General features: G+C 70.2%; 10 protein-coding genes. 6 read left to right on the forward strand and 4 right to left on the reverse strand.

Annotated features, from left to right (window positions below):
• The 3 genes from dnaA to P9K36_RS00015 all read left to right on the forward strand — a co-directional run bounded on the left by dnaA (position 1) and on the right by P9K36_RS00015 (position 3,608).
• Entirely contained in the window at positions 1–1,497 is a 1,497-nt protein-coding gene (gene dnaA / locus P9K36_RS00005; RefSeq protein WP_043346098.1) for a chromosomal replication initiator protein DnaA, read from the forward strand.
• Positions 1,498–1,763: 266 nt separating this feature from the next.
• Positions 1,764–2,972 carry an acetyl-CoA C-acetyltransferase gene (locus P9K36_RS00010; protein ID WP_043754837.1) on the forward strand — a complete coding sequence of 403 codons (1,209 nt, stop codon included), beginning with the start codon at positions 1,764–1,766 and terminating at the stop codon, positions 2,970–2,972.
• A gap of 120 nt (positions 2,973–3,092) precedes the next feature.
• The gene (locus P9K36_RS00015) at positions 3,093–3,608 is read left to right on the forward strand and encodes a hypothetical protein (protein WP_043346096.1); all 516 of its coding nucleotides are present in this window, start codon (positions 3,093–3,095) and stop codon (positions 3,606–3,608) included.
• A gap of 31 nt (positions 3,609–3,639) precedes the next feature.
• On the opposite strand, the gene P9K36_RS00020 is transcribed toward P9K36_RS00015, so the two are convergent.
• Positions 3,640–4,419, reverse strand: a complete 780-nt coding sequence (locus P9K36_RS00020) for an EAL domain-containing protein (RefSeq protein ID WP_043346107.1) — start codon at positions 4,417–4,419, stop codon at positions 3,640–3,642.
• A 113-nt stretch (positions 4,420–4,532) separates the two neighbouring features.
• Here P9K36_RS00020 and P9K36_RS00025 point away from each other — a divergent pair, with 113 nt between their 5' ends.
• On the forward strand, positions 4,533–6,734 hold the full coding sequence (locus tag P9K36_RS00025; protein WP_179697821.1) for a 3-hydroxyacyl-CoA dehydrogenase NAD-binding domain-containing protein: 2,202 nt from the start codon (positions 4,533–4,535) through the stop codon (positions 6,732–6,734).
• Here the strand turns inward: P9K36_RS00025 and P9K36_RS00030 are convergent.
• Positions 6,731–7,666 carry a LysR substrate-binding domain-containing protein gene (locus tag P9K36_RS00030; RefSeq protein WP_236961665.1) on the reverse strand — a complete coding sequence of 312 codons (936 nt, stop codon included), beginning with the start codon at positions 7,664–7,666 and terminating at the stop codon, positions 6,731–6,733. The genes P9K36_RS00025 and P9K36_RS00030 overlap by 4 nt on opposite strands.
• A 160-nt stretch (positions 7,667–7,826) precedes the next feature.
• Here P9K36_RS00030 and P9K36_RS00035 point away from each other — a divergent pair, with 160 nt between their 5' ends.
• Positions 7,827–8,735 (forward strand): amino acid ABC transporter substrate-binding protein, encoded by a 909-nt coding sequence (locus P9K36_RS00035; RefSeq protein ID WP_085987610.1) that lies wholly within the window; start codon positions 7,827–7,829, stop codon positions 8,733–8,735.
• 19 nt (positions 8,736–8,754) lie between these two features.
• Complete coding sequence (locus P9K36_RS00040; protein ID WP_043760565.1) at positions 8,755–9,816, forward strand: GntG family PLP-dependent aldolase; 1,062 nt, start codon at positions 8,755–8,757, stop codon at positions 9,814–9,816.
• Positions 9,817–9,822: 6 nt separating this feature from the next.
• Here P9K36_RS00040 and P9K36_RS00045 read toward each other — a convergent pair whose 3' ends face one another.
• A complete protein-coding gene (locus P9K36_RS00045) occupies positions 9,823–10,692 on the reverse strand; it encodes a 3'-5' exonuclease (protein ID WP_043754845.1) in 870 nt (289 codons plus the stop codon).
• Between the two features lie 72 nt (positions 10,693–10,764).
• Positions 10,765–13,242 (reverse strand): NAD-dependent DNA ligase LigA, encoded by a 2,478-nt coding sequence (gene ligA / locus P9K36_RS00050; protein ID WP_043754848.1) that lies wholly within the window; start codon positions 13,240–13,242, stop codon positions 10,765–10,767.
• Between the last annotated feature and the right edge of the window lie 19 nt (positions 13,243–13,261).

Consider the following 13,261-nt stretch of genomic DNA (forward strand, 5'->3'; position numbering starts at 1 on the left):
ATGCGTGTCGACGGAACGGTGGCGAGTGACGACGACGGGGGCCGCAGCGGCGGCGGCACTGTGGATTACGGGTCTGCCTGGGCCCGGGTGAAGCGTCGGCTGCGGGCCGAACTCGGCGAGGATGTGTTCGCGAGCTGGTTCGCCCGCCTCGAGCTGGAGGCCGTCGCCGGCGGAACGGCCCGGCTGACCGTCCCGACCCGCTTCCTCAAGAGCTGGATCGAGTCGCATTACCTCGACCGCGTCCTGAACACGTTCAAGGCCGAGGTCGAGGAGATCGCGCGGATCGAGGTCGGCGTCCGCGGCACCGGGGCCCCGGCCCGTCCTGTCGCCGCCGGCGTCGCCAAGCCGGGCCCGGCCAGCGGTCCGCTCGCCCGCCTTCACGCCACGAGCGCGCCGATCCCGATCGCCGCCGTTGCGCCCGCAGCCGAGGCGCGCAATGCCGACGCCGGAGGCGACCTCAGCGGCACGCCCCTCGACGCGCGGCTGACCTTCGCGAGCTTCGTCATCGGGCGCTCCAATGCCCTGGCGCATGCCGCCGCCGAGCGGGTCGCCAACCACCAGGGGGAGGGCGCCCTCTACAATCCGCTCTATCTTCATGCCGGCGTCGGGCTGGGCAAGACCCACTTGCTGCACGGCATCGGCCACGCCGCCCGCGAGGCCGGCCGCCGGGTGATCTACCTGACCGCCGACCGGTTCATGTACGGCTTCGTCAATGCCCTGAAGACCCAGTCGGCGCTCGCCTACAAGGAGCGCCTGCGGGGCATCGACCTTCTGATCCTCGACGACGTCCAGTTCATCCAGGGCAAGTCGATCCAGGCCGAGTTCGGCCACACGATCAACGCGCTCATCGATGCCGGCCGCCAGGTCGTGGTCGCGTCCGACCGGCCGCCGACCGAGCTTGAGGCTCTGGACGAGCGCGTGCGCTCGCGCCTGGGCGGCGGCCTCGTCGTCGAGATCACCGCCCTCGACGAAGCCCTGCGGGTCTCGATCCTGTCGGCGCGGCTTTCCGCGGTCCGGGCCGCACATCCGGGCTTCGACGTCTCGCCCCAGGTGGCAACCTACGTGGCGCGGGCAATCACCGCCAACGGCCGCGACCTCGAAGGTGCGGTGAACCGCCTGCTGGCCCACGCGACGCTCACGGGCACCGCCGTGACGATGGAGACCGCCGAGAGCGCGATCCGCGACCTCGTGAAGAATCGCGAGCCGAAGCGCATCAAGATCGAGGACATCCAGAAGCTGGTCGCCTCGCGCTACAACGTCTCACGGTCCGACATCCTGTCGGAACGGCGCACCGCCGCGGTGGTGAAGCCGCGTCAAATCGCCATGTATCTGTCGAAGGTCCTGACCCTGCGCTCCCTGCCGGAGATCGGCCGCCGCTTCGGTGGCCGCGACCACACCACGGTGCTGCACGCCGTGCGCAAGATCGAGAAGCAGATCGGCGAAGACGCGGTGCTCGGCGATGAAGTCGAGCTCCTGAAGCGGATGCTTCAGGACTAGTCGAACCTGCATGACGTCCCGGACGAACCTGCTCTCGACCGAGCAGATTCGCTCCGGATCGGCCGCGGGACCGTCCCCCGTGGCCTGATCGGGAAGGCGTCCGGACCAGCAGCGCCCCATCAGACCCCGATGCCACGCGCCCTCTGCCGGTCCCTCCCTCCAGGACTGGCCGGGGGCGCGCGCCCCGTGGCAGACTGGCGCGAATGGAGACGGCCCTGTAAGGCCGCGTCGTCGACCGGCGACAATCAACGCCCCGGGGAGTGCTGATGACGGACGCCTTCATCTACGACCACGTTCGCACGCCGCGCGGTCGCGGCAAGGCGGACGGCGCCCTCCACGAAGTGACCGCGCTCCGGCTGGCCGAGACGGCGCTGCGCGCCCTCAAGGTCCGCAACGGGCTCGACATGGCCCTCGTCGACGACGTGATCCTGGGCTGCGTCGATCCGGTCGGGGAGGCGGGCGGCGACATCGCCCGGGCCGCGGCCCTGGTGGCCGATTACGGCGCGCATGTTCCGGGTGTGCAGATCAACCGTTTCTGCGCCTCGGGCCTCGACGCGGTGAACTTCGCCGCCGCACAGGTCATGAGCGGTCAGCACGAGATGGCGGTGGGCGGCGGCGTGGAATCGATGAGCCGCATCGGCATCGGCGCCTCGGGCGGCGCCTGGCCGGTGGATCCGGCGATCGCCATCAAGTCCTATTTCATGCCGCAGGGAATCTCGGCCGACCTGATCGCGACCAAGTACGGCTTCACCCGCGACGCGTGCGACGCCTACGCGGTCCGCTCGCAGGCGCGCGCGGCGAAGTCCTGGGAAGACGGCCTGTTCGACCGGTCCGTCGTTCCGGTCCGCGACGTGAACGGCATCACCCTGCTCGACCGCGACGAACACATGCGCCCGGGCACCGACATGCAGTCGCTGGCCGCCCTGAAGGCATCGTTCGTGCAGATGGGCCAGATGGGCGGCTTCGACGCCGTGGCGACGGACGCGCATCCGGACGTGGAGAGCGTGGATCACGTCCATCATGCCGGCAACTCCTCCGGCATCGTCGACGGTGCGGCCGCCGTGCTGATCGGCTCCCGGGCGGCCGGCGAGGCCGCGGGCCTGCGCCCGCGCGGCCGGATCCGGGCCTTCGCCAATATCGGCTCGGACCCGGCCCTGATGCTCACCGGGCCGGTGGACGTCACCCGCAAGATCCTGGCGAAGACTGGCCTGAGCCTGTCGGATATCGACCTGTTCGAGGTCAACGAGGCTTTCGCGGCGGTGGTCCTGCGCTTCTGCCAAGCCTTCGACCTCGATCCGGAGGCCGTCAACGTGAACGGCGGCGCCATCGCCCTCGGCCACCCTCTGGGCGCCACCGGAGCGATGATCCTCGGCACGGCCCTCGACGAGCTGGAGCGGACCGGCAAGGAGCGGGCGCTGATCACCCTGTGCATCGGCGCCGGCATGGGAACCGCCACCATCATCGAGCGGGTGTGAGCCATCGCGTGCACGGGAGCGGCGTGCCGCCGCTCCCCAAAGTCCGGTAACGCTGCTAGAGGCGCGGTCGACGCTCGGCCCGTCTCTGGGCCGGACGATAAAACAACGGGAGACAAGCCCTTGAACCGCCTGTTTGCGACGCTCTGTCTGGGCGTCACCCTGAGCCTGCCGGTCGCTGCGCGCGCCGATGATGCGGCGGACCGCGTGGCCGCGGCCACCACCCTCGTCAACAAGACCCTGATCAAGAACCTTCAGACCGGGTTCAACGTCGCCCTCGAGAAGACCGTGGCGGCAATGCCGGAGGCGCGCGCCGAGGCCGTGCGCAAGGAACTCCTGACCGAGTTCGACAAGCAGCGCGCCCTCATGGTCGAGGGGCTGTCGAAGGACTACGCCGAGAAATTCAGCCTCACCGAACTGAAGCATCTCGATGAGATCTACTCGGACCCGACATACCTCAAGTTCCAGACAATGAACGCCGATCCGAACTCCTCGGTGACCGCGATCTCGCAGAACTCCGTCACCAAGCTGCTGAATATGCTGGCGGTGGCCGCGGCGACCGACAACACACCCAAGCCCGGCGCGGCGCCGATGCCGCCCGTGCCGCCGGCCGCGGCGCCCGCTCCGGCTCCGAAATAGCCGATGGGAGGCCGCGCGCGTGAGGCCGATCTCAGGCGGCGCGCGCGGCTGTCACGGGCGCGAAGCCCGCGACCGGGGGGAGCGCTTTCAGAAGGGGCTTGGCGAAGTGGTAGCCTTGCACGAGCGTGATCCCGATACTGCGCAGGGCGGAGAGTTCGGCAGCGGTCTCGACGCCCTCGGCGAGCACCGTCACGCCGAGGGCGCGGGCGATGCCGACCACACCCGACACGATGGCGTACCGTCCGGCGTCGCCGTCGAGGCCGCGCAGAACGTCCATGTCGATCTTGATCAGATCGGGACGGAAGTTGGCGAGCAGGCTCAGCCCCGCGAAGCCGGCGCCGAAATCGTCGAGGGCCGTCAGAAATCCCTGCTTCCGATAGGCGGCGACGATGTCCTTCACGTGCCCGATGTCCCGGAAGCGTTCCTGCTCGGTGAACTCGAACATGATGCGTTGATGGGCGAAATCGATGCGTCGCGCGGCCTCCAGCGAGGCGCGGATGCAGGCATTCGGCTCATAGACCGCGTTCGGCATGAAGTTGATCGAGAGACGCGTGGTGCTGTCGCGGGGAAACAGCGCCCCGGCGAGCTCGATCGCCTTGACGCGGGCGGCCTGATCGAACTGGTATCGCGTTTCGTCGGTCACCTGGTCGAGGATCGTATAGGCGGATTCCCCGTTCGGGCCGCGCACCAGCGCCTCGTAGGCCCAGACGGAGTCGTCTGCGAGATCGAGGATCGGCTGGAACGCCATCGTGAAATCGAAGTCGAGCGTGGTGCCGGCGCGACAGGCGCGGCAGCCGGAGTCCTTCGTCATGTGCAGCTTTCGGTTCTTCTCGCCGACGCCGCCACCATGAGCGTCGGCGCTCAACACAACCTTAATGCAAGCTCGCCGGTGGATCATTGGCGCAACCCAGGGAGGACGGCACCGTGACGCTGACCGATTTCCGCTTCGAGACCGATGCCGACGGCATCGCCCTGGCGACCTGGGATATGCCCGGCCGCTCGATGAACGTGATCACCGAGGGGGTGATGGACCAGCTCGAGCAGATCATCGAGCGGGTTGCCTCCGATCCGGCCCTGAAGGGCTGCGTCATCGCCACCGGCAAGGACAATTTTTCCGGCGGTGCCGACCTCACCATGCTCCAGGGACTCGGTCGGGCCTACGAGCAGCTCAAGGCCGAGCAGGGCGAAGAGGTGGCGATGCGCCACTTCTTCGAGGCGTCCCGGCGCCTGTCGCTGCTGTTCCGGCGGCTGGAGACCTGCGGGAAGCCCTTCGCGGCGGCGATCCAGGGCCTGTGCCTGGGCGGCGCCTTCGAGCTGGCTTTGTCCTGCCACCACCGGATCGCCTCCGACGACGGGAAGACCCGGGTCGGCCTGCCGGAGATCAAGGTCGGCCTGTTCCCGGGCGGCGGCGGCACGCAGCGCGTCGCCCGCCTGATGCAGACCGGCGACGCCCTCCAGATGCTGTTCAAGGGCGAGCAGATCCGCGCGCCCATGGCCAAGGGCATGGGGCTGATCCACGCGGTGGCGCCCCAGGCCGAGATCGTCGAGCGCGCCAAGGCCTGGATCCGTGAGGGCGGCTCGGCGGTGGCGCCCTGGGATGTGCCGAAGTTCAAGGCCCCGTCCGGAAAGGTCTACTCCCCCGCCGGCATGATGATCTGGCCGCCGGCCAACGCCATCTACCGCCGCGAGACCCACGACAATTACCCGGCCGCCAAGGCGATCCTGGCCTCCGTCTACGAGGGTCTGCAGCTGCCGATGGACCTCGCCCTGCGGGTCGAGAGCCGATACTTCGCCCACATCCTGCGCTCCACCGAGGCGGCGGCGATGATCCGCACGCTGTTCATCTCCATGGGCGAGCTGAACAAGGGCGCGCGGCGACCGAAGGACGTGCCGGCCGCCAACCTGCGCCGGGTCGGCGTGATCGGAGCCGGCTTCATGGGCGCGGGCGTGGCCTACGTCACCGCGCAGGCGGGCCTCGAGGTGGTGCTCGTCGACCAGTCGGTCGAGGCCGCCGAGAAGGGCAAGGCCTACGCCCACACCCTCATCACCGGCCAGATCAACAAGGGCCGCGCCAAGACCGCCGATCGCGACGCGCTTCTCGGCCGCATCCAGGCTACGGCCGATTACGGCGCGCTCGCCGATTGCGACCTCGTGATCGAGGCGGTGTTCGAGGATCCGCAGGTGAAGGCCGAGGTGATCCAGAAGGTCGAGGCGGTGATCCGCCCCGACGCGATCTTCGCCTCCAACACCTCGACCCTGCCGATCACCGGGCTGGCCAGGACCTCGCAGCGGCCGGCGCAATTCGTCGGCATCCACTTCTTCTCCCCCGTGGAGAAGATGATGCTCGTCGAGATCATCAAGGGCGAGGCGACCGGGGATGCGGCGCTCGCCGCGGCCCTCGATTACGTGCGCCTGATCAAGAAGACCCCGATCGTCGTGAACGATGCCCGCGGCTTCTTCGCCAACCGCTGCGTCGGCGCCTACATCCTCGAAGGGCACAAGATGCTCGCCGAGGGCGTTCCGCCGGCCATGATCGAGAGCGCCGGCCGGCAGGCGGGCATGCCGGTCGGGCCGCTGTCGCTCAACGACGAGGTCGCCCTCGACCTCGTGCTCAAGATCGCCAAGGCCACCGAGGCGCAGGTGGGGCAGGGCGCCGTGGACCCGGCGCAGAAGGCGATCCTGTCCGAGATGGTCGAGAAGCAGGGCCGGCTCGGTCGCAAGAACCGCAAGGGCTTCTACGACTACCCCGAAGGCGCGCCCAAGCGTCTCTGGCCCGGCCTGAAGGACCTGCAGCCGAACCGCCTCGACCCGGACGCCGTCGACTTCACCGAGCTGAAGCAGCGGCTTCTGGTGGTGCAGGCGCTGGAGGCCGCACGCACCGTCGGCGAGGGCGTGGTCACCGACCCGCGCGAGGCCGATGTCGGCTCGATCCTCGGGTTCGGCTTCGCGCCGTTCACCGGAGGGGCCTTGTCGTACATCGACTTCATGGGTGCGGCGGCCTTTGTCGACCTCGCGCGGACGCTCGAGGCCAAGCACGGCCCCCGGTTCCGGGCACCCGATAACCTGACAGCGATGGCCGCGCGCGGCGGCACCTTCTACGCGGGCGCCGAGAAGCGCGCCGCCTAAGACGGAGGTGCCGGACGCCCGATCGCGGCGTCCGGCAGCTGAGCGAGTTCCTCAAGCAGCACCGCCCGCGCGCAGGCGCCGAAAGCCCGCATCAGCCGTCCACGGGCATGGTCGGGCGGGAACAGCAGGGCGAAATGCACCGGGAGGGCGGGGGCGAAGGGACGGATCGCGATCGGCGAGATCTTCGCCTCCTCGTAGGCGGCCAGCGGGTTCATCACGCTGACCCCGAGCCCGGCCGAGACGAGGGTGCAGATCGATGCACCGAGGCCGGCCTCGGCGGTGATGGTCAGGGTAATCCCGGCCGCTGCGAAGATCGCCTCGGTCCGGTTGCGCAGGGCGCTCCCGAGCGAGGAGGCGACGAAGGGTACGCCGAAAAAATCCGCAGGGGTTAGAAGAGCCTGCGCGGCAAGGGGATGGTCCTGCGGCAGGACGGCGACGCAGGCACGCGTCTCGACATGTTCGCGATGCGCGTCCGGGCCGTCGCCGTACAGCATCGTCAGCGCGGCGTCGCAGAAGCCGGTGGCGAGCCAGTGGTTCACGGTCTCGTCGTCGCCGGAATGGATCGCCACGATCACGTCCGGATGCGCGGCGCGGAAGCGCACGACCGCCCGCGCCAGGAGCCCGCCCGCCAGCCGCGGCATCGCGGCCACCCGCAACCGCTCCGCCCCGAAGGCGCGGATCCGTGCGGCCGCGGATTCGAGGCTGGTCAGCCCCACGAAGGCGCGCTCGACCTCCGCGTGGAACCGCGTGCCGTCGAGGGACGGCACGACCCGGCTCCCGCTCCGATCGAACAGGGGCAGGCCGGTGATCGCCTCCAGCTGGGCGATCAGCCGGCTCACCTGCGGCTGCGAGGTGTGGAGCCGGCGGCTCGCCTCGGTCATGGACCCGGTGGCCACAACGGCCCGGAAGGCCTCGATGTGCCGGAAGGTCATGCGCCGCTCGGCCATATCAGATCCGTATGCTCGGCAGGTGAATCGGCATTGGACGCCCGCGCGCGGCCGCTCCTAGGATCGCACGGCAAAGCTTCGAGCCGACTCCCTGGCGGACGGCCCGGCGCTGAACCGGTTCAGACATAGCGAGGGGGTTCGGATCGTGTCGAGGACGCTGCCGCTTCTGTTGGCCACTCTGTGCTGGGCCGGGCTCGCCGCGCCGTCGGCCGCGGAGGGGCGCCTCGACAAGATCCGCACGACCGGACAGATCAGCCTCGGCTTCCCGGACGCGTCGCCGCCCTTCGGCTTCCTCGACCAGAACGCCAAGCCGGTGGGCTATTCGCTGGAGATATGCGAGCACGTCGCGCAGAAGCTCAAGGCCGCCCTCGGCCTGCCGAAGCTCGAGGTGCGCCACGTGCCGGTGATGTCGGCGACCCGGATCCCGCTCATCAACAACGGCACGATCGACCTGGAATGCGGCACCGCCAGCAACCTGCCCGAGCGGCACAAGCTGGTCTCCTTCGCGCCGACCACCTTCGTCGCGCAGGTGGTGCTGGTGGCCAAGAAGGATACGCCGGTGGATGTGGACGACATCGCCTCGTTCCGCGGCAAGGCCATCTCGGCGCAGGCCGGCGGCGAGACCCAGCGCGTCGCCACCCGGATCAACGTCCGCGACAAGCTCGACATCCAGGTGATGCCGGCCAAGGACACCGCGGAGGTGTTCCTGCTCCTCGAGACCGGCCGCGCGGCGGGCGCCATCAACGACGACGCCCTGGCCCACGCCACGGTGGCCGGCGCCAAGCGGCCGGCGGATTACAAGATCGGCACCAAGGGCCTGGAATTCGCGCCCTACGGGATCCTGGAGCCGAAGGACGACCCAGCCTTCAAGGCAGCGGTCGACAAGGCGGTGATCGAGCTGATTCAGGACGGCACCGTTGCCCGCCTCTACGGCAGGTATTTCGAGCAGCCGATCCCGCCGAAGGGTATAAACCTGGAGTTGCCGATGAGCGACGTGCTCAAGCGGGCCCTGGCTCACCCGACCGATTCCGGCGACGAGGCCGCGTACCGATAGGGTGGCCGGCGAGTCCGAGATGCGAGACGATCTGACCCATACGGCGGACGCACCGTCCGTCGTCGACCTGCGAAGCGACACCGTCACGCGGCCGACCGAGGCGATGTACGCGCGGATGCGGACGGCACCGCTGGGCGATGACGGGCTCGATGCCGACCCGACCGCCCGCGCGCTGGAGGAGACCGCCGCCGCCATGCTCGGCAAGGCGGCCGGCCTGTTCGTGCCGAGCTGCACGATGGGCAATCTGCTGGCGATCCTCGCCCAGGTCCAGCGCAGCGAGCAGATCCTGCTCGAAGCCCAGGCCCACATGCTCAACACCGAGCGCGGCGCCGCGACCCTGACCGGTGCCTTCCTGTACGGGGTCGCCGGCACGGACGGCGCCATGGACCTCGACCGGCTGGAGGACGCCCTCAGCCCGAATGCCAGCCCGCTCCGGACGGCCATGATCGCGCTGGAGACCTCCCACAACGCCGCCGGGGGCACCGTGCTGCCGCCGGCCCATATGGCGGCGGTGGCGGATCTCGCCCGGGCGCGCGGCATCCCGGTCCATCTCGATGGGGCGCGCCTGTTCAATGCGGCGACGCATCTCGGCGTCGCGCCGGCGGATCTCGCCGTGCATGTCGACACGGTGTCGCTGTGCCTGTCCAAGGGCCTGAGCGCCCCGGTGGGCGCCGTGCTGGCGGGCGACGGGCCGGTCATCGCGGCGGCGCGGCGCCTGCGGAAGATGATCGGCGGGACGCAGCGGCAGGTGGGGATCATGGCCGCGGCCGGCCTCGAGGCGATCACCGTCATGGGGGCGCGCCTCGCCGAGGATCACGACCGAGCCCGACAGCTGAGCGAGGGGCTGAACGCCCTGCGGCCGCGCCTCTCGGCGACCATGCCGCAGACCAACATCGTGCAGGTCGATCTCGGCCGGACCGGGCGGGATAGCGCGCGCTGGATCACGGATCTCGACGCGCTCGGGATTCGCACGCGTCCCCTCGGCGGGCAGCGGCTTCGGCTCGTCACGCACCGCCACATCGCGGCGGTCGATATCGACCGCGCCGTGGCGGCCTTCCGCACCTGCCTCGACGCGGCTTGAGCGGACTCAGGCCGCGCCCGCGACCCGCGTCTTCGCGCCGAGCATCCGGGCGAGGAGGACGACGTCGCCGGCATTGTCCGAGAGCAGGTCGGTGACGTCGCCGACCTCCAGCGCTTTCACGTGGCGGCAGCGCATGCCGTAGCGGCCGGCGGTGCAGGTGCAGCGCAGCTCCGGGCCGCCCGGCCGCTCCTCCAGGCTGACGTGGTAGCGGTTGCCGGTCGAGCCCCGCATGGCGAATCGCAAAGCCGCCGGCTCGTTGGGGAACGCCGCCAGGGCCCGGCCGCTGATCGTCCCCGGGCTGCGACGCGGTCCTGCCGGGCCGCCGACCGCCCGCGTGACCGGCAGGCCGAGCGCGGCCGCGAGGGCATGCACGTCCGCGACCGCCCGCTCGCGCATCGCGGCCAGGGCGATCTCCGCGCAGGCATAGGCGTCCTCGCCGGCATCGTGATGCTCGAAGCGGATACCGAGGCGCCGCGCCACCTTGCCGAGCCCGCATCCCTCCGGCGCCGGGAAGACCCGGCGCGCCACCTGGACCGTGCAGAGATACGCGAGATCGGGAACCGCCAGGCCCGCCCGCGTCAGGCCGGCCCGCAGGACGCCGATATCGAAGCTCGCATTGTGCGCCAGGATCAGCCCGCGCCCGAGATCGCCGAGATAGGGCGCCATCACGGTGGCGAAATCCGGCTTGTCGGCGACGTCGGCCGGCAGGATCCCGTGAACCCGGATGTTGCCCGGCGCGAAGCGCATCTCGGGGGGCCGGATCAGATGGCTCTCCCGGCGGACGACCCGACCCTGCGCGATCCAGGCGAGCCCCACCGCGCAGGCGCTGTCACGCCGCTCGTTGGCCGTCTCGAAGTCGAGGGCCAGGACCGTCATCCAGGGTCAACCATGCCGGGTGGGAGTTCTCGGGGTGTTCCGCGCGAGGTCTAGGCCGCCCGGATCCGGGCTTCAACCCTGCGCCACCATCGCCAGCCAATCGTCCTCCGACACGACCTGGACGCCGTGCTTCTGGGCGTCCTTCAGCTTCGAGCCGGCTCCCGGGCCGGCCACGACGAGGTCGGTCTTGGCCGAGACCGAGCCGGACACCTTGGCGCCGAGGCGCTCGGCCACCGCCTTGGCCTCGTTGCGGGTCATCTTCTCCAGGCTGCCGGTGAAGACCACGGTCTTCCCCGCGAAGGCGGAGGCCGAGGCGGGCCGCTCCATCGGCTCGACCGCGACCGCGTCGAGCAGAGCCGCGACGGCATCGGCGTTGTGCGGCTCGGAGAAGAACAGGAGCAGGGCATCGGTCGCTACCGGGCCGATCTCCCCGTCATCGGCGAAGACCCGGTAGGCATCCCCGGGACGCTGCGCCGCCGCGCGCGCGATCGCCGCACGCACCGCGTCGACGTCGCCGTAATGGGCAAGGAGGTTCTCGCGCTGGACCGCGCTCAGGCGCGCCCGCTCCTTGGCCGGCGCGGCGTCGTCCTCCGGGAAGCCAAGATCGAGCAGCCGGTCGCGGGTGGTGCCTCCGACGCGCGGGACGGCGGTGAGTTCGACCCAATCCGGTCCGGGCTGCGCCGCCGAGGCCTCCTGGATCGCCGCGATGAGCGTCGGCATGTCGGTGAAACGCTTGGCCAGCGCCTTGGCGGTCGCCTCGCCGATCTGCGGAATGCCGAGGGCGAAGAGCAGGCGATTCATCGGCACGGCCCGTCGTGCCTCGACGGCGGCGAGCAGGTTCTTGATCGCCTTGTCGTCGTCCTCGCCCTTCTTCTTGGCGGCTTTCTTGGGTGGCTCGGCCGTTGCCGAGTCCGCGCGCCGCTCGGCCGAGAGCGCCTCCCGTCGCGCCACGATGGCGGCCTTGAGTTCCTCGAAATCGAGGCGGAACAGGTCGGCGGGCTGGCGCACGAGCCCGGCCTCGAACAGGACCTCGATATAGGTCTCGCCGAACCCCTCGATGTCGAAGCCGTTGCGCGACACGAAGTGCTTCATGCGCTCGACGCCCTGCGCCGGGCAGATCAGGCCGCCGGTGCAGCGGCGCACCGCGTCGGGGCGGCCGGTGCGCGGATTGATGGCGCGGACGGCGCGGCTGCCGCAGGCCGGACAGGTCTCGGGAAACGCATAGGGCTGCGACCCGGCCGGACGCTTGGTGAGGTCGACATCCATGACCTTGGGGATCACGTCCCCGGCCCGCACCACCGTCACGGTGTCGCCGACGCGGATGTCGCGGGGCACGAGGATCGGCTGACCGTCGGCGCCGATTCCCTCCGCGATAGGCTCACGGATAAATTCGCCGTCCGCCCCGACGCCCCTCACATAGCCCTCGTTGTGGAGGGTGGCGTTGGAGACGACGACGCCGCCGACCGTCACGGGGCGCAGCTTCGCCAGCGGGTTCAGGGAGCCGGTGCGGCCGACATTGATGACGATGTCCTCCATTACCGTCGTGGCTTCCTGCGCGGCGAATTTGTGGGCGAGGGCCCAGCGCGGCGAGCGCGAGACGAAGCCGAGACGCTTCTGCAAGCCGAGGTCGTCGACCTTGTAGACGACGCCGTCGATGTCGTAGCCGAGCCCGGCCCGGTCCGCCTCGATGCGGCGGTAATGGGCGAGCATCGCCTCCGTGTCCGTGAAGGTCTCGGTGCGGGGATTCACCGGCAAGCCCCAGTCCGCGAAGCGCTGGAGGCTGCCGGATTGCGTCTCCGCGATGGGCGCCGACAGCTCGCCCCAGGCATAGGCGAAGAACCGGAGCGGACGGGACGCGGTGATCGCGGGATCGAGCTGGCGCAGGCTCCCGGCCGCGGCGTTGCGCGGATTGGCGAAGAGCGGCTTGCCGGCCGCTTCCTGCCGGGCGTTGATGGCGGCGAAATCGGCGTGGGACAGGTAGACCTCCCCGCGCACCTCGCAGATCTCCGGCCAGCCGGACCCCGCGAGCACCGCCGGGATGTCCTGCACCGTGCGGGCATTGGCCGTGACATTCTCCCCGACCTCGCCGTCGCCGCGGGTGGCCGCGGTGTCGAGCCGCCCGTTCACGTAGCGCAGCGACAGGGACAGGCCGTCGATCTTGGGCTCGGCCGTGAAGGCGAGGGGTGTCTCGTCGGGCCAGCCCAGGAAGCGGCGCACGCGCGCGACGAACTCGGCCACCTCCCCATCGTCGAAGGCATTTCCCAGCGAGAGCATGGGTACGGCGTGCCGCACCTTGGCGAACTTTTCCGAGGGCTTTGCGCCGACCGACGTGCTGGCCGCGCCGGTGCCGGCGAGATCCGGAAAGCGCGCCTCGATCTCCTCGAGGCGGCGGCGCAGCCGGTCGTACTCGGCGTCCGAGATCTCGGGCGCGTCCTCCTGGTAGTACAGCCGGTCGGCCTCCAGGAGCGCGTCCGACAGCCGCGCGTACTCGGCGCGCGCATCCTCGGCGGTGAGGTCGAGATCGAGCGGATCGGATTTCGTAACGGCCATGGCGGGGTTCTAACGCATC

Source organism: Methylobacterium sp. 391_Methyba4, from assembly GCF_029691625.1.
In the GTDB taxonomy this organism is placed as follows: Bacteria; Pseudomonadota; Alphaproteobacteria; order Rhizobiales; family Beijerinckiaceae; genus Methylobacterium; species Methylobacterium fujisawaense.